Source organism: Gilliamella sp. Occ3-1, from assembly GCF_001690655.1.
Taxonomy (GTDB): Bacteria; Pseudomonadota; Gammaproteobacteria; order Enterobacterales; family Orbaceae; genus Gilliamella; species Gilliamella apicola_P.
Genome location: NZ_LZHQ01000027.1, coordinates 87,509 through 106,527 on the forward strand (window position 1 = coordinate 87,509; position 19,019 = coordinate 106,527).

The 19,019-nt window shown below is 34.8% G+C and carries 11 protein-coding genes; 3 read left to right on the top strand and 8 right to left on the bottom strand.

Annotated features, from left to right (window positions below):
* Positions 1–29 precede the first annotated feature (29 nt).
* Complete coding sequence (locus A9G43_RS07910; RefSeq protein ID WP_065608077.1) at positions 30–2,147, top strand: alpha-galactosidase; 2,118 nt, start codon at positions 30–32, stop codon at positions 2,145–2,147.
* Between the two features lie 328 nt (positions 2,148–2,475).
* Positions 2,476–3,483, top strand: a complete 1,008-nt coding sequence (locus A9G43_RS07915) for a substrate-binding domain-containing protein (RefSeq protein WP_065608079.1) — start codon at positions 2,476–2,478, stop codon at positions 3,481–3,483.
* A 101-nt stretch (positions 3,484–3,584) separates the two neighbouring features.
* On the opposite strand, the gene A9G43_RS07920 is transcribed toward A9G43_RS07915, so the two are convergent.
* Positions 3,585–5,303 carry a carbohydrate porin gene (locus A9G43_RS07920; RefSeq protein WP_065608082.1) on the bottom strand — a complete coding sequence of 573 codons (1,719 nt, stop codon included), beginning with the start codon at positions 5,301–5,303 and terminating at the stop codon, positions 3,585–3,587.
* 427 nt (positions 5,304–5,730) lie between these two features.
* Between A9G43_RS07920 and A9G43_RS07925 the strand changes: the two genes are divergently transcribed.
* Entirely contained in the window at positions 5,731–8,817 is a 3,087-nt protein-coding gene (locus tag A9G43_RS07925) for a beta-galactosidase (RefSeq protein ID WP_065608084.1), read from the top strand.
* 92 nt (positions 8,818–8,909) lie between these two features.
* Here the strand turns inward: A9G43_RS07925 and recB are convergent, their stop codons facing one another.
* The 7 genes from recB to rpsO form a co-directional block, all read right to left on the bottom strand.
* Entirely contained in the window at positions 8,910–12,380 is a 3,471-nt protein-coding gene (gene recB, locus A9G43_RS07930; RefSeq protein ID WP_065608085.1) for an exodeoxyribonuclease V subunit beta, read from the bottom strand.
* Positions 12,359–12,802, bottom strand: coding sequence for a phosphohistidine phosphatase SixA (sixA, locus tag A9G43_RS07935; protein ID WP_218058642.1), 444 nt, complete (start codon positions 12,800–12,802; stop codon positions 12,359–12,361). The genes recB and sixA overlap by 22 nt, the downstream gene beginning before the upstream one ends.
* Positions 12,803–12,827: 25 nt before the next feature.
* The gene (locus tag A9G43_RS07940; protein WP_065608087.1) at positions 12,828–13,124 is read right to left on the bottom strand and encodes a YfcZ/YiiS family protein; all 297 of its coding nucleotides are present in this window, start codon (positions 13,122–13,124) and stop codon (positions 12,828–12,830) included.
* A gap of 182 nt (positions 13,125–13,306) precedes the next feature.
* Positions 13,307–15,073 carry a DEAD/DEAH family ATP-dependent RNA helicase gene (locus A9G43_RS07945; RefSeq protein ID WP_081298080.1) on the bottom strand — a complete coding sequence of 589 codons (1,767 nt, stop codon included), beginning with the start codon at positions 15,071–15,073 and terminating at the stop codon, positions 13,307–13,309.
* A 347-nt stretch (positions 15,074–15,420) separates the two neighbouring features.
* Positions 15,421–16,281, bottom strand: a complete 861-nt coding sequence (nlpI, locus tag A9G43_RS07950; RefSeq protein ID WP_065608089.1) for a lipoprotein NlpI — start codon at positions 16,279–16,281, stop codon at positions 15,421–15,423.
* A gap of 25 nt (positions 16,282–16,306) precedes the next feature.
* On the bottom strand, positions 16,307–18,421 hold the full coding sequence (pnp, locus tag A9G43_RS07955) for a polyribonucleotide nucleotidyltransferase (RefSeq protein WP_065608091.1): 2,115 nt from the start codon (positions 18,419–18,421) through the stop codon (positions 16,307–16,309).
* Between the two features lie 307 nt (positions 18,422–18,728).
* Entirely contained in the window at positions 18,729–18,998 is a 270-nt protein-coding gene (gene rpsO / locus A9G43_RS07960) for a 30S ribosomal protein S15 (protein ID WP_034909676.1), read from the bottom strand.
* Positions 18,999–19,019 lie beyond the last annotated feature (21 nt).

A 19,019-nucleotide genomic window follows, 5' to 3' on the forward strand; every position in this document is an offset into this window, starting at 1 on the left:
AAGTGACATATTACAAATTTGGAGCCATTATGAATTATCGTCTTAGCAACAACAACATAGATATTCTTTTTCGCACTGAACCATATACCGAATTGTGTTATTTTGGTAAACGATTACAAAACTTTCAACCTGAAATGATTGACATGCTTTACCCTGCTGTTCCAAATTCCCGTATTGATGTCAACGTTCCATTTACTCTATGCCCAGAAGAAAGTTTAGGTAATTTTAGTACACCAGGACTTGAAGGACACCGAAATAGTAAAGATTGGTCTCCTGTTTTTACAACTAAAGAAGTTAATAAAACTGACAATAGCATTACCATTATTAGTGAAGATAACATTGCTAAACTTCGTTTAACCTGTTTTTTTATTTTAGATAAAAGTGGTGTTTTGCAGTGTCAAAATACTTTAACCAATTTAGGTGATGAAACATATCAAGTTAATCGTTTTTCTATTACGCTACCTATTCCTGAACGGGCACAAGAATTAATGGCTTTTAGCGGTCGTTGGATTAAAGAATTTTTCCCTCATCGAACTAAAATATCACATTGTGGTTATTTACAAGAAAATCGACGAGGACGAACATCACACGAATATTTCCCTGGGATGATGGTTGGTACCGAAGGTTTTAAAGAACAAACTGGCGAAATTTGGGGAATCCACTTGGGATGGAGTGGTAATCATCGCATTCAAGTTGCAGTTAAAAGTAACGGTAAACGTTTTATTCAAGCTGAAGCTCTGTATTATGCAGGAGAAATATCACTAGCTAAAGGTGAATCTTTAAGTACGCCTTGGTTATATGCTACCTATAGCGATGAAGGCTTAAATAAAATGAGTCAACATTTCCACCAGTTTCTACGCAGTAATATTATTAAATTCGCCAAAAATAAAGCTCGTCCTGTTCATCTTAATACATGGGAAGGTATCTTTTTTGACCATAACCCTGATTACATTATGAAAATGGCGACTAAGGCAGCTCAAATTGGTGTTGAACGTTTTATCATTGATGACGGTTGGTTTGGTAAACGTGATGATGATTACCAAGGATTAGGTGATTGGTATTTAGATGAGCGAAAATATCCCAATGGTTTAGAACCGGTTATTAAACATGTTAAAGATCTTGGTATGGAGTTTGGTATTTGGGTTGAGCCAGAAATGATTAATAAAAACTCAGATCTTTATCGTGCTCATCCCGACTGGTTACTTGAACTACCAGGTTATCAACAACCAGAAGGCCGCCATCAGTATTTACTTGATCTACAAAATCCAGCTGTCTTTGAATATCTGCTTGAAAGGCTAACTTGGTTACTCAGTAGTTATAACATTGATTATATTAAATGGGATATGAATCGTGAAATTGTTCAACCTGGTCATGAAGGTAATCCTGCAATTGTTGGCCAAACTAAAACACTTTACCGATTGCTTGATATTTTGCAAGAAAAATTCCCTACCATTGAAATAGAATCTTGTTCATCAGGTGGAGGCCGAATTGATTATGAGATTTTAAAGCGTACACAACGTTTTTGGACTTCAGATTCTAACGATGCATTAGATAGACAAATAATTCAACGCGGAATGAGTTATTTCTTCCCTCCAGAAGTCATGGGTGCTCATATTGGCGGTGCATTATGTCATACTACATTCCGTGAGCTACATATGAATTTACGCGGTCTAACTGCTTTATTTGGTCATATGGGAGTTGAACTCGATCCAGTAAAAGTATCTGAGCAAGAACAGAACGGTTTTGCATATTATATTAATTTACATAAACAACTGCGTCCTTTATTACATAGCGGTAACTTTGTAAGATTGGATGTTGATGATAACCTAGCTATGCAAAGTTATGGCGTTGTAAGCCAAGACCGAAAAGAAGCTGTGTTTATTATCGCTCAACTAACATTACCAACTTACGCGTTAAGCGGTAATTTACGATTGACAGGCTTGTTGGCCGATAAACAATACCAAATTGAAGTGCTAGATATGCCTGATAATATCGATCCTAAAATAAATGGTCATGTTATGAAAGAATTACCTCAATGGATGAAGGACACAACAACGTTATCTGGTGATTGGTTAATGAATGTCGGTTTACCTTTACCAGTACTTGATCCAGCAACAGCTATATTAATAAAAGTAACTACTAAATAATGTTATTAATACTTTTAAATTAATTAGTTAGCCACTATCAGGGGATTTGCTAATCGATGTCCCCTTAATTTTTAATGAACAATTCTAGTTTTTAATTCGCCAATGATTTCATTGGCAAAGTTTTTATTTTACCTTATTATGATAAGTTAATTCAGTCATATATCAAGAGTATTGCTAAATGAATTAACTTCAAGACAGTAAAAAAGATAACCCTTTCACTTTCAGTACTTTTTGTCTTATATTATTGTTAATCTACAGAACTCTATATTGATAAGCATTAAATATTATAATTATCGATATTTTATGGATAGTAATTAAAAGGTTTTTTATGGCGACAATAAAAGATGTTGCGCGTTTAGCAAAAGTTTCAGTTGCAACCGTATCTCGCGTAATTAATAACGCAAATAACGTTCGAGATAATACTAGAGATACCGTAAAAGAAGCTATGGAAAAATTAAACTACTATCCTGATGCTAATGCACGCGCTTTATCACAACAAAATTCGAATACTATTGGTATTGTTGTAGCTGATGTATCGGATCCATTTTTTGGTGCCATGGTTAGTACAGTTGAAAAAGTTGCCTCACGAACAGGTCATTTTTTGTTAATCGGTAATGGATATCATAATGAGCAACAAGAATATAATGCAATTACTCAATTAATTGAGCATCGCTGTTCGTCGTTAGTTGTACATGCCAAAATGCTCTCTGATAGCGATCTAGAAAAATTGATGCAACAAGTACCAGGTATGGTTCTAATTAATCGTATCGTAAAAGGATTTGAAAAACGCTGTATTGCTCTTGATGATCGTTACGGCTCTTATCTTGCAGTCAAACATTTAATTCAACATGGACATACTAGAATTGGTTATTTATGTTCAAATCATAATATTTCTGATTCATCTGATCGTTTACAAGGCTATAAAGACGCATTGTTAGAACATGGTATTGATGTTAATGAAAACCTTATTGCGATTGGTTTACCTAATGAAATAGGTGGCGAACAAGCAATGATGTCATTACTTGAACGCAACTGCCATATCACCGCAATTGCTTGTTATAACGATTCAATGGCTGCTGGTGCAATGTCTGTGCTTTATGATAATGATATTAAAATTCCAAACGATATTTCGATTATTGGTTTTGATGATCTTGTTTTATCACGTTATTTACATCCTAAATTAACTACCATTCGTTATCCTTTACAGACAATGGCTGAACAAGCTGCTGAATTAGCACTAAAGCTTGCGAAAGGAGAAAGTATTCCAACAAATTTGATTAACGTCTATATACCAACCTTAACTAAGCGTTATTCAGTAGCTTTTATTAATAGTTAAAAATAAAGTAGTTATACATCAACAAAGTATCCATTTTTCATCTGAACCATATATTTTACATCTATAATATAGTTCAGATGATAAGTCTTATTTTATATCACTTAGAACCAAACTTCTGTTTGTACACCAAAACTAATTTGATGATCTTTACCATTAAAATCAAATTTACTAATATCATTTTGTAGTGCTTCTATATAAGAAACATAAAAACGAATATCAGGTCGTGAAGATAAAATACTTTTTCCGACTTTAAATGAATGGTAAAGTGTTGTTTTATATCCTTCTTCGACATAAGTTTTACTTTTAACTTTGTCTTTCTGACGAAAGTAACCTAGTTCAACACCGCTTTGATTATAAGTATCCCAGATATAAGCTGGTCTTATTGCTGATTTAAAACTTGTAAAATCGGTATGTGGAAGATTAAGATCATAAGAATAAACATCATTTCCTGAAGTTAAAGCCAAAGCATGGGCAACAATGATATTATCGCTTAAATAAGCTTCACCTTCCGATACAAAACGATAAGCTTTACCACCAGTATGTGTACCTATATAGTCATTATCCGAATTACTGGCAAACTCTGGGTTATTAGTATTAATATTAGCCAACTGTGATGCAACAGAATTGGTTGCTTCCTGTAATGTAAACTGATTAAATCCGCCAAAAAATTCATTTTGACGCAAAACAAGGCTACCAAGCCAAGCATTTTTAACAGATATACTATTTTGAATTTTAGATTTATTTGGTGCTGAATAACGAGCATTTAAACCAAGCGTTGCATTTTGCCATAATGGGATATCACGATAGCGAATTTCTAGTTCGTTTAAATCAACTTCTTCCTTTTTGTATTGGTCAATTTTATTTACTTTACTATCATCAGTACTAATTATTTCTTTTTTATTTTTCACATTTACATCTGCTCTAACTAATGATAAATCAAGAGCACCGACACCGACTTTAAGATTTTCAATACCAATACCTCCACCTGCTGGCGTTTTTTGTGTTTTCCAATCAAGCATTTGTATTTCATTATAAGGCAAAGAATGTTTACCCACCCATAATTTCGCATCAGGGAAACGTGGCACAAATCCTTTTGTTTCTAAATATATATCTGAAAATTGCATAATATTGTCATCTTGCGTATTAAATAAACCCGCAGCTTTATTTGTTGCCACGTTTCCATCAATCATAACAATTGCATCAACTCGCCTTCCATCTTGATCATAGACTTTTTGCTTAAAGATAAGATCATACCAACCACCATATTCATTACCAAATCGACCTAATGCACCTTCAGCATAATTTTTAGGTTTACCATTGCTTGAAGTTGACCAACCACCACGGAAGTAACCATTATAAGAAAATCCTATTTCTTCTTTAATATAATCTTTAAATTCAGCTAAAGTAAATGAAGTCTTTTCTGGATGATTGCTGTCTTGCATAGTATCGGTTTTTGGTGTACTAACTAGTAAAATTTGATTATTATTTGCTTGTACAGGATTAACTGGAGGCTGTTGCTTTGTAATTGCTACATTTTGACTATTTTTAAGCGCTTTTTTCTGATTATTTATAATAATTTGTTGTTTTTGAAGATTATTATTTAATTTAGCAAGTTGCTTATTAGAATCAATCAGTTGCTTTTTCAAATCATTAGACTCTTGACTAAGAACTAATAACTTTTGCTCTAATAACGCAATTCTTGCTTCTAGCTCATCTTGAGTTGCTGCCATCGCATTGGGTAAATAACACAAACCTAGCATAGTCATTAAAACAACTCGTTTTGGTTTGATTTTATATACTATTTTTTTTGAAAATTTCATTTCTTTCCCCCTCCCAAGCTTATTATTAAAAAATAATTAAAAATCTTTTAAATTTGAGACAAAAAAAAACCTAAAGAATAGTTATAACTATTCTTTAGGTTTTGCCCGCTATAAATCGGTAACAATCCAATACCTTTTACTAGGTAGTTTAAATATAACCAATACAAGCGACTATTCAAAAACTAAACACTAATACTGTGATAGATATCACATTAAAAATTATCATTTTATATACAGCATTAGTAAATATATTTCCCCTCGACTCATAATTTTTTAATTAATAAAAATCGATAAAACTAGATTTAATATTTTATGTATACGATTACATAAATGTTAACAAGATCACCGTATTTAATTACAGACTCCCTATAATAATTAGTAAATAAATCGGTGATAGTAACAATAATCAGAGTAAAATGGAGAACATATGAATCCTTCTTTCAATGAAATTATAAGCCGGCAAGATTGGAATAATTTATCTGTTTTAAGTATTAATAAACTCGATACCCATCCAAAATTTCATAGTTGGCGAAATAAACAACAAGCTAAAAATAATAGTGATTCAGATTCTATAATATTGTTAAATGGTAATTGGTTTTTTAGTTATTTTACAAGTCCCAAGCAAGTTCCAGAGTCATGGTTACAAAAGGAACTTGATGCAACTACAATTGAGGTACCATCTAACTGGCAGTTGAAGGGATATGATGCGCCAGTTTATACCAATATACGTTATCCTTTTCCATATAACCCGCCTTATGTACCAGATGAAAATCCAACAGGATGTTATTCACGATATATTTCTGTGACTAAAGAGTGGCTGACTAAAGGTGGTACACGGATTATATTTGATGGGGTTAGCTCTGCATTTCATCTTTGGTGTAATGGACGATGGGTTGGTTATTCACAAGATAGTAGAACCCCAGCAGAATTTGATCTAACGCCTTTTTTGAAAGTCGGTAAAAACCGCATAGCAGTATTAGTCTTAAAATGGTGTGATGGCAGTTATCTTGAAGATCAAGATATGTGGCGATTGAGTGGTATTTTCCGAAATGTTTCCCTACTGAATAAACCTAAATCCCACTTAAGTGATATTCATATTGATACTTTACTTGACGATTGTTATCAAAATGCAACTTTATCTCTGCAGGCCGATATTCAGCATGATGGAAACATAGATTTATTGGATGTAGGTATTGAACTATGGCAACAAAATAAGTTAGTTGTCGAGCATATGCAATCAATCGGCTTACCTTTTGTTGACGAAAAAGGAGGATACACTGACCGTTTACGTTTTCAAATACCAGTTACTAAACCACAGTTATGGAGTGCTGAAACCCCAAACCTTTATCGAATTGTTGTTAGTTTATATCACAAAAAAACAGGATTAATTGAATCAGAAGCTTATAACGTTGGATTTAGGACTATTGAAATTAAACATGGACAACTATGCTTAAATGGTAAACCACTATTAATTAAAGGCACAAATCGCCATGAGTTCTATCCTGATTTGGGATATGCATTGACGGAAGAAGCAATGTTGCATGATATCAAATTGATTAAACAACATAATTTTAATGCTGTGAGATGTAGTCATTATCCTAATGATCCTCGTTGGTATGATCTTTGTGATCTATATGGACTATATTTAGTTGACGAAGCCAATATCGAATCACATGGTATGTTTCCTATGTCTCGTTTGTCGGCCGATCCTAGATGGCTTGCTGCTTATAGTGAACGTGTAACGCGAATGGTTCAGCGCGATCGTAATCACCCTTCTATTATTATTTGGTCGTTAGGAAATGAATCGGGACATGGGGCAAACCATGATGCACTTTATGCTTGGATTAAAAGTAACGATCCAACTCGTCCTGTGCAATATGAAGGCGGTGGCGCAAACACTACTGCCACTGACATTATTTGTCCTATGTATGCCCGCGTTGAGCAAGATCAACCACATCCTAATGTTGCCAAATGGGCAATAAAAAAATGGATTTCATTACCAAATGAAAATCGCCCACTTATTTTGTGTGAATATGCCCATGCAATGGGTAATAGCCTAGGTGCATTTTATAAATACTGGCAAGCGTTCAGACAATATCCTAGGCTACAAGGTGGGTTTATTTGGGAATGGGCTGATCATGGGATACGCTGTTCTACACCTTCTGGCGATAATTATTGGGCTTATGGCGGTGATTTTGGTGAAACTTATCATGACCGACAATTTTGCTTGGATGGATTAGTCTTTCCTGATAGAACTTCTCACCCAAGTTTGATTGAAGCCAAAAAGGTACAACAACCATTCCAATTTAAGCTAATTAGTCAAAAACCGTTGGTTATTGATATTACAAGCGAATATCTATTTCACCATGCAAATAATGAAACTTTATATTGGGAATTATTATTTAATGGAAAAAAATATCAAAAAGGAAAAATTAAGCTTAATATTAAACCCAATAGTTCATTACAAATAACTTTACTTGACGATATAGCAAATGATTTAAATTGTGAAGACCTACATTTATCAGTTCGTGTTATTCAAAACAAGGCTACACCATGGTCACAAGCAGGTCATATTATTGCATGGGAACAGTGGAAATTAGCTAATTCTTATATTCCTTCATTAGCTTTTTGCCAAGCAAAAAATAAACTAAAATTGACCGAAACTAAAGATGATTACATTATTAATTACAAAAACCAAAGTTGGCTATTTAATAAAAAAACAGGGCAGCTTTACCAATGGACAAAAGGTAATAAACCATTATTAGCTTCACCTTTTGCTGATCAGTTTGTTCGTGCGCCTATTGATAATGATATTGGTATTAGTGGCGATTTTGATAGTAATAATAATCCATTCGCTTGGGTTGAGCAGTGGAAAGCCGCTGGTTATTATGATCTAACCCACCAATGTTTAGGTATGCATCTTACACAATCAACAGATAAGATTGTGATCGAAGCACTGCATGGATATTTGTTCAAAAACAAAAAAGTAATTCAAACTAAATGGCAATACGAGTTCGATCAAGAAGGCAAATTCACTTTATCTGTGCAAGTTGATATTGCTAACGATATGCCCGCACCCGCAAGAGTCGGTTTATGTTATCAAATGAAACAGATTCCTAAAAAAGTAAAATGGCTTGGCTTAGGACCTCATGAAAATTATCCTGATCGAAAAACATCAGCTATTTTTGGTGATTGGTCGTTACCTTTTGCAGAACTTTATACACCTTATATTTATCCATGTGAAAATGGATTGCGTTGCGAGGTTAAAAGATTGCAACTTAATGAGATGATCATAACTGGACATCAGTTTAAATTTAACGTTAATCAATATGGGACAGAGCAATTAATAGAAAAAACTCATCGTCATTTATTGGAACCTAGGTCATGCGCTTATATAAGTATTGATGCTTATCATATGGGAATTGGTGGAGATGATTCTTGGACACCAAATGTACATCATGAATTTTTACTGACAGATAAACACTATAGCTATCAGCTTATGTTTAAATGTTAAATAAGCCATCTAAAAATAAGGCACCGTTTCGGGTGCCTTATTTTTATTCAATTGTATTTTTCGATATGGTTATTTCTTAATAATTGTTATATTCAATTTAACATTTCACCATCAAACAGCTTATCAAGTTCTTCGATAAATTCTTGCTGAGGTCGGTGATAAAAGATGCCTTGCTCGGGCATTCCTCGTAAAAAGAGATAGTATACCCCTCCAAAATGCGTTTGGTATTGGTAATTAGACAAACGTCCTTTTAAAAAACGATGCAATGCTAAACAGTAAAGTTGATATTGTAGGTCATAGCGATGATCGCACATCACTTTTTCAAGTGCTTCTTGGCTATAAGCATCAACACATTCACCTAACCAATTAGATTTATAATCAACCACATAATATTTCCCTTCAAATTTGAAGACTAAATCGATAAAGCCTCTTAGCATACCTTGTACCGACTCAAAATCTAATTCGGGACATAATCTTGATAAATGATCATATTGTTTACACAAACTATCTAATTGCTGACTAGTGACTGTTTTGCGTATAGGGAGATAGAATTGCAATTCGTTAATATGTTGCCCCATTAACACTTGCGATAATATTAAATTTGGATCATGCAGTTTTGTAGTCAATATCTGTTGCATCCAATTTGTTACTACGCTATTCCACTCTGTTTCTAAATTGAGCTTTTTTACCATCTGATTACATAATTCAACAAGATTATCTGATGTGATATCTTCCATAATGCTGTGCATTAATGTACCAACATATGCTCCTTTAGGAAAATGGTGGATATCATATAATGTGTCGTTTGATTGTACTCTATCGGATTCGTATGGGGATTCGTCCCAGTCATTAATAAGATCAGGCTTATAAGCCAATACATTATGATTATGCCTTTGTAATTCAGTATAACTTGTGACCCGCCAACTGTTTGAAATATTACGCGAAAATACGTTAGCCGATAATGCTTGGTCTGGCAAAATTGCCGGAATATACTGTTCGCTCTCTATTGGTAATTGGACATCAATTAAATTAGCTATATTGGCAATTGATCTTAATTCACTTTTTAATAAATGATTAATAGCCGATTGGCTTTTTTTCAATGAAACAAGTCCAATACTACAATGATAAACCGAGCGAGTCATTGCAACATATAATAACCGCAAATCTTCAGCAAGTCGCTCTTTTTCTATCTGCTCTTTAATCTCATCAGACAGTAACCATGCATAAGTTGGCTGATAGTCATTATCTTTATCATGATAAAATTGGCTATCGGATGCACGATATATTGAAATAAATGGTAACCAAACAATTGGAAACTCTAATCCCTTTGATTTATGAATAGTAATAATCTTGACAAGGTTTTCATCACTTTCAAGGCGTTGCTGATGATTTTCTAAATTTGGATCTGGGTTAACAATTTGTTTTGTCAACCACCGAATTAAGGCGTGTGGACCATCTAACTCATTTGATGTTTCTTGAAGTAATTCACCTAAATGCATTAAGTTAGTTAATGTTCGTTCGCCATCTTGGCGAGCTAAGATGTTTTCAGCTAGATGCCGTTTTTTCATCATTCGGCGTAACATAACCAATACACCATAATATTGCCAAATTGCTTGATATTGTTTGAATTCTTCGACCAAACTTTCCCATTTATCTTGATCGTCAGTGATTTGTTCAAGGTCTGTCATGGTTTGACCTAATAGCGATGTCATTAATGCTAACTTGAGCATTGTTTCGTTTTCTGGCATTAAAACAGCTTGCAATAGGCTCAATACATCTTTTGCTTCATTTGAAGAAAACATACTACTATTGTTTGACAAGTAGACACTCTTAACACCGCAATGAGTCAATTTTTGTTGGATAACTTTGGCCTCACGTCCATTACGCACTAAGATTGCAATGTCAGCTGTAGTCACTGGACGTTGTTCGTTTTCGCTATCAATTAACATTGACGAATTAGACAGTAAAGTCACTATTTGGCTAGCACAACAACTAGCCATGTGTTCTTGATAATCTGAATTGGTTGCAATATCATCAGGCAGTAAGTAAGCAGCTAATGCCGATACTTCTTGGTTGTTAACTTGCAAAGACTTTTGCTGATTCCGTTTTGCCGCTTCCATGGGTAAAAAAGGAATATCATTAAATATAAATGGATTATCGCAATTAGAAAATAATTGGTTAACAGCTTTGACCATCGAAGCAGATGAACGATGGTTTACATCCATGGTAAAAGAATTTTCCCCTGTCGATTGTTTAGCTTTTAAGTAAGTGAATATATCTGCACCTCGAAAGCTGTAGATTGCTTGTTTTGGATCACCAATAAATAATAGACCTCGATCTAACTTTTTCCTGTCATAAATACGATCAAAAATTTGATACTGAGCAGGATCGGTATCCTGGAACTCATCAATTAAAGCAACACAATATTTTGAGGCTATACTTTGCGCCAATCGATCACCTGCTTTTGCTTTTAGTGCACGATTTAGTTGCCAAATAAGATCGTCAAAGCTCATCTCGCCATTTTTGATTTTTTCGTTATAGAGCCCTTTTTGAATTACACTGACAATATCCATTAAGATTTGGCTTCGTAGATCAAAAGGTTGTTTATATAGATCGTCAATTTGTTCAAAAAACGAATGACATGGAACACTTTTTCCTTCTTTCGTCTTTTCGATTAAAACTGATTGCTTAAATTTTTCAAGTTCGTTGGGTAATTCAAACGTTCGAGTTTCGCTGTTAGCCCATGCCGATACTTTAATTACCCAATTGGGTAGATTTCGACTACTATATGATTGTTTGCTGACACCTGATTGTATAATGATTTCAACTAATTTTTCAGACAAAGCTAACCAAGATTTTTTAATATTTTCAATTTTTTCATAACTTTGTTGGTGAAACAACTTTATTGTTGTACTTATATCTAGGTTTACCTTGCCTGCATTGTTGAAATCTAACCCTAAATAAGGGGTGATGTCTTTTAGCAATGCCGTTGGATCTTGCCATGTAGCAAGCACTAAATAAGCAAGTGGTTTATCAAGCGGTGTAAAATAGTGACGCCAAAAATCTTGGGTTACTCTTAATTTTAACTCATATTCATCAGAGATTAGCTTTTGCTCAAATAAAACACCCGATTCAAATGCATGGCTAGTTAGTATTCGTTGGCAAAAACTATGTATAGTATAAATAGCCGCATCATCCATTGACTGTTGAGCAATAGTAAGTTGCTGTACTGCAAATTTTCTATCATCAATTAATTCAATGAGTTGTTGATAAATAGGATCTTTATGATGTCCTTGTAATAGCCCTATTCGCAGTTCTTGAATATTTTGCCTTATCCGCGATCGAAGTTCTTGAGTTGCCGCTTTGGTAAAAGTCACAACCAGAATTTCGTTAACATTTAAAGGTCTTGGGTAACTATTTTGACCAATGCCCAATAATAATCTTAAGTAAATAAAGGCAAGAGAATAAGTTTTACCGGTTCCAGCCGATGCTTCAATTAAAGTTCGACCAGTTAGAGGTAAATCAAAAAGATTAAGTTTTTTTACTCCGCTTGATGAAACCATTCAAGATTTCCTGCAGAGTTTGGTAATAAACTAATACAAGCAATTGCGGCAGTAGAAAACATAGGAGGAGCAACTTGCGGACATAGTTCATTAACTAAATATCCCACCAATGGCAAATGAGATACAATAATCACATTTTCAACCCCATCATTTAACAATATTGCTAATACGTCAGCAATATGAGATGGGCTACCACCAGGCACTAAAAATTGATTAGTTTCAACTTTTGCAACACTAACGTGTGATGATAATTCTGTTAATGTTTGTTGAGCTCGCAAATAAGGGCTAACCAAACCAATTTCAAATTGAAAATTTTGCTGTTTAAGCCATCTGCCAGCTTGATTTGACTGATTAATTCCATAATTTGTTAATGTTCTACTGGAATCTGATGAAGCAGAAAACCCTGCTTCACTATGTCTCATAATACAAACTTTCATCAATATTCAATTAACGTAATTTTAATTGGAAAATCATGCTTTCTGCACCACAACAAAAGGTAAATTTTGCTGATAATTTAAAGCCATCGCTTATTTTATCAATATTGCTATTAATTTCACACGGCTCTGTTGCGACATCATTTGCAGCTTGGGTTAAAGATGCTAACTTAGCTTGAGCTTCTGATTCTGTCGCAAAGATGTGTTCATATTCAGAGCTACAGTCTTCATTATCAATTATTGTACCAACATCCACACAACAACATGCTGGAGTTTCGTTTGCTTTGCATTTGTTTAAAGAATCTGCCATGCCTACCTCTAATTAACTGTTAATATTTGTAATAGTATACTCTTAATCATAACTTAGGGCAAAGCGCTAACTCTGTTTTGTTATCTAGCTGAATATGATGCAGTATGTAGCTACTAAACTATGTTGTTAGTTGAAATAAAAGGGATTAAAGATACCTCTACCATTTGGCAGAGGTCAATACATTAGAATTTAGGCGCTGTTGGGCGACTACGCTTTTTTGCAAACGGTTTATCGGATGTATCTGATTTACTGTTTTTACGAGCTCGTTTAGTATCAGACGCTGCTCCACTGATTAAGCTCATTTTCATTGGTTGATTAAGTACTCTTACTTTTTCAAAATGTTTTAGTATGTCTTTTGGCATACCTTTTGGTAATTCAACTGTCGAATAAGTATCATAAAGCTTGATATTACCAATGTAACGACTGCTAATATCAGCTTCATTAGCAATTGCCCCCACAATATGACGAACTTCAATACCGTTCTCTTTACCAACTTCAATACGATACATATCCATATCACCAACATCGCGTCGTTCTCGACGTTTTGGGGATTCACGATTATCACCACGTAAACGGCGTTCACCGCCACGATTATCCCGATCTCGCATTTCACGCGATGGTTTAAACACTGGATCTGGTGGCAAAATTAAAGGGCGTTCCCCTTGTGCTAATTTTAATAAAGCGGTTGCAATCGTTTCAAGATCGGCTCCACTATCAGCTTGTATTTGTGCTAATAACTTTTGGTACTCATCTAAATCACTACTCTCAAGCTGTTTCTGGACTTGCTCAGTAAATTTAGCTAAACGACGCTGTTCAAGTAGCTCTTTTGATGGCAACCCAACTTCTGGAATTGTTTTTTTGATAGTTTGCTCTATATTCTTAAGTAAACGACGTTCACGGCTATCAACAAATAAAATAGCACGACCAGCACGACCAGCGCGACCCGTTCGTCCAATACGATGAACATAAGATTCAGAATCTAACGTGATATCATAGTTGATAACTAAGCTAATACGCTCAACATCCAAACCACGAGCAGCAACATCGGTTGCGATTAATATATCTAAACGACCATTACGTAAACGATCTAATGTTTGTTCACGCAATTGTTGTGTCATATCACCATTTAATGCAGCACAACTATAACCGTGCTTTTCAAGCACTTCCGCCACATCTAAAGTAGCTGATTTTGTTCGAACAAAAATAATAGCCGCATCAAAATCTTCTGCTTCTAGAAAGCGAACGATAGCTTCGTTTTTACGCATACCTCTAACAAGCCAATAACTTTGGTCAATATCAGGGGCAGTTTGATTGGTACCTTTGATCTGAACTTCTTTAGGATTTTGCATAAATCGTTTAGTAATACGACGAATTGGTGCTGGCATTGTTGCCGAAAATAAAGCTGTTTGATGATCATCTGGAATCGTTGTCATAATGCTTTCAACATCATCAATAAAGCCCATTCTTAACATTTCATCTGCTTCATCAAGTACTAATCCCTTAAGATTAGAGAGATCTAAGGTTTTACGATTTAAGTGATCAAGCAAACGTCCTGGTGTACCAACTACAATTTGAGGACCTTGTTTTAAGGCACGTAATTGAACGTCATAACGCTGTCCACCATATAAAGCGAGTACTTTAACCCCTTTCATATATTTTGAATATTCAGAGCAAGCATCAGCAACTTGTATAGCCAATTCCCGTGTAGGAGCTAATACTAAAAGTTGTGGTGCTTTTAAGTTTGCGTCAATATTCATTAAGAAAGGAATTGAAAATGCAGCAGTTTTGCCACTACCTGTCTGTGCCATACCCAATACATCATTCCCCTCTAATAATAAGGGAATGCATTCAGATTGGATTGGTGATGGTTTGCTAAAACCAAGATCATTTAATGCGTTAAGAATATCCTCGGATAAACCAAGATTAATAAAAGAAACTTCTTTTGTCATGTAAACTCGCTTATAAATTTTGAATATATAAACTTACTTATTTAGCAAAAATCCTGATAATTATTAACTAATATCAAATAAGTTTTATCTTAATTTTTTAAACCAAATAAAGAAAGCAAATATAAATTTATGCCAGCTCACTAAATTGAAAATTTACAACTCACCCCAATAACTAACTGCCTATGTTAACTCAACAAATCGAATCTAAAAAAATAAACTAAGGTTAATTAATATTTATATATCTAAGATAAAGCTAACCACATTATCTAATGTTGAGAACATATTATTTGGCAAATCAGAACTACGCTATAACAATATTTTCACTTTTAAAACTGGCATGACCCTTGTTACTCTTCTTTTTCTTCAAGTAACTTCATTTCATAAAGTGCCTGTTGATGTTCAACATAGTTATAAATATTATTGGCTAAAGCATATTTAAATAACATTTTGGCACGTTCGTTGTCACCTTTACTTTGATAATATTTACCTAAGTAAAAGTAGGCTTCACAAAGGCGTTCGGCTAATTGTCGATTATTCTCTACACCTTGTTGAAGGTTCTGCATTAATTTAGATTCACTAATTTTACCTAAATAAAATGCAATAATATTGCCACTATAACTCGTTTTATCATTAATCAGATCATAACGTTTTTGTAGCTCAATTTTGGCGGCTTTATTATCATTTTCCTTTTCAATCAAATAAAGCCATAGAATTCTAATAGGTTCATTCACATCATATTGATAAAACCTTAATGCATCACGCTCTGCAGCTTGATAATGGCCTGTCCGATACAAAGTAATAGCACGATTTAAATATGCATAAGTATAAGTGGGTTCAAGCTCTAATGTAGTATTAAAGGACATCAAAGCTGTATCAAAATCGCCATCTCTTAATGCATAAGTTCCTAAAAAGTTGTAAATATCAGGAAATTCCGGATTTAAACTCAACAAATAGGAAAAATCGCTTTGAGCAAAGGCTTTAAACCCTAATGAATCATAGGCGATACCTCGCTGAAATATGAGTTGCATTCGCGTTCCAGTATCAAGGCCTTTTTGTGATAGCTGTTGGCTGAGTTGAGCAATTTTTAACTCATCATCATATGAAACTTGCTCAGGAACAGCTAACAAAGGCTGAGAATTAGAACAACCTGACAAAAGAATAACAACTAGCAAAATGCCGCATACAGTTCTCAGGTTGAATAATCCCATTTTTATCCCCTAATGAATAATAATTTTATTCTGCTGTTGAAGCAACTTCTGGTGTAGGTTCGACAGCATCTTTCATACTCAAACGGATTCTGCCTTGGCGGTCAATTTCTAGTACTTTAACATTCACTTCTTGACCAACTTTTAGATAATCAGCCACTTTTTCAACTCGATGTTCAGCAATTTGAGACACATGAACAAGTCCTTCTTTACCACCAATAACCGATACAAAAGCACCAAAATCAACGATTCTTGTTACTTTACCTGTATAAATTTTACCAATTTCGACATCAGCAACTAAGTTAGTAATACGTGCCATGGCATCTTTGGCTTTATTACCATCTGAAGCGGCAATCTTAACGGTACCATCATCAGTGATTTCAATAGTAGTTCCTGTTTCTTCGGTTAAAGCCCGAATTGTTGCGCCACCTTTACCGATAATATCGCGAATTTTGTCAGGATTTACATTCATTGTATAAATACGTGGTGCAAACTCTGAAATTTCTTGGCGAGGCTTATTAATTGCTTGTTCCATTACACCTAAAATATGTAAACGAGCACCTTTAGCTTGATTAAGTGCTACTTGCATAATTTCTTTGGTTATACCTTCAATTTTGATATCCATTTGCAATGCACTTACACCTTCGCGTGTACCTGCTACTTTAAAGTCCATATCACCAAGGTGGTCTTCGTCACCAAGAATATCTGATAATACGACAAACTGATCACCTTCTTTTACTAATCCCATTGCAATACCAGCAACAGATGATTTGATTGGTACTCCTGCATCCATAAGAGCAAGTGAAGCACCACAAACAGAAGCCATTGAAGATGAACCATTTGACTCAGTAATTTCAGACACTACTCGAACAGTATATGGAAATTCTTCACGGCTTGGCATTACAGCCGCAACACCTCGTTTAGCTAGGCGACCATGACCAATTTCTCGGCGTTTTGGTGAGCCAACCATACCTGTTTCGCCAACAGAGTATGGAGGAAAATTGTAATGAAGTAAGAACCGTTCAGTATATTCACCAGTTAACTCATCAATGATTTGTGCGTCACGCTCTGTACCTAATGTTGCAGTAACTAGTGCCTGAGTTTCGCCGCGTGTAAACAATGCACTACCATGAGTTCTTGGTAAGACATTAGTACGGATATCAAGTGCACGAATCATATCTTTTTCACGACCATCAATACGCGGTTCACCAGCAATAACACGCTTACGAACAATTTGACTTTCCAACTCAACAATAATATTAATCACTTCGTTTTCATCGAGTTCTTCATTTTGTTCTTTTAGTACAGCTAAAACTTCTTCTTTAATTAAATCAATTTGAGCATAACGTGCTTGTTTTTCAGTAATACGATAAGCTTCGCCCAAACGATCTTTAGCTAGTTCAACAATGGCGTTATATAGCACTTCATTTTTAGCCGGTGCTACCCAATCCCATTTTTCACAATTGGCTTTTTCTACAAATTCGTTAATATTATCAATAACAACTTGTTGTTGTTCATGACCAAAAACTACCGCTGCTAACATTTGATCTTCAGTAAGTAAATCAGCTTCAGATTCAACCATTAATACTGCACTTTTTGTACCCGCAACAACTAAATCTAGACGACTAGCTGCAAGCTCTTTTACTGATGGATTTAATACAAATTCATCATTAATAAAGCCAACACGTGCAGCACCAATAGGGCCGTGGAATGGAACACCAGATAAGCAAAGTGCAGCAGAAGCACCAATCATTGCGACTAGGTCAGGGCTCACCTCGGGATTAACAGAAACAACTGTTGCAATAATTTGGATTTCATTAACAAATCCTTCAGGAAATAATGGACGAAGCGGGCGGTCGATTAAACGTGCAATTAGAGTTTCACCTTCACTTGGACGACCTTCACGTTTAAAAAATCCACCAGGAATACGCCCCGCAGCATAGGTGCGTTCTTGGTAATTAACTGTTAATGGGAAGAAGTCTTGACCTTCTTTTACTTTTTTATTTGCAACAACCGTGACAAATACAGCAGTATCATCCATATTAACCATAACAGCTGCGGTTGCTTGACGAGCCATAATACCAGTTTCTAAAGTCACGGTATGACGACCATATTGAAATTTTTGACATGTCGGATTAAACAAAATAGTGTCCTCTTGTTATTTGTTATGTTGAAGTTTGATATTTCGACAGGACGCAACATTACGCTACGCTTATTGATACTCTCTTCAACAATGTGGGGATATATACAACAAAAAGATTATTTCACTGTCACGACTAATGACAAATCTATAAATTATAGAGCTCTCATTAGTCGCGCGAAACATGAGATATAACCTTTACTTTGTTGGCTTACATAAAATAATAATTTTTAACGCCCGATATTATATCAGAGCACCGATTTTTCACAACGAAAAAGAGGCCTAAGCCTCTTTTCAAGTAGATTGTCAATTAGCGACGTAAACCTAGTTTTTTAATCAATTGGTTATAACGTTCAATATCTTTACGACGTAAATAATCTAATAATTTACGACGGCTAGACACCATACGTAATAGACCACGACGGCTGTGGTGATCTTTTTTATGCTCAGAAAAATGACCTTGTAAATCATTAATACGTGCAGTTAAAAGAGCAACTTGAACCTCTGTTGAACCAGTGTCGTTAGTGCCACGACCATATTCGGCAACGATTTTCGCTTTAGCTTCTACAGTTAGAGACATAATAAACCTCTTAAAATAAAT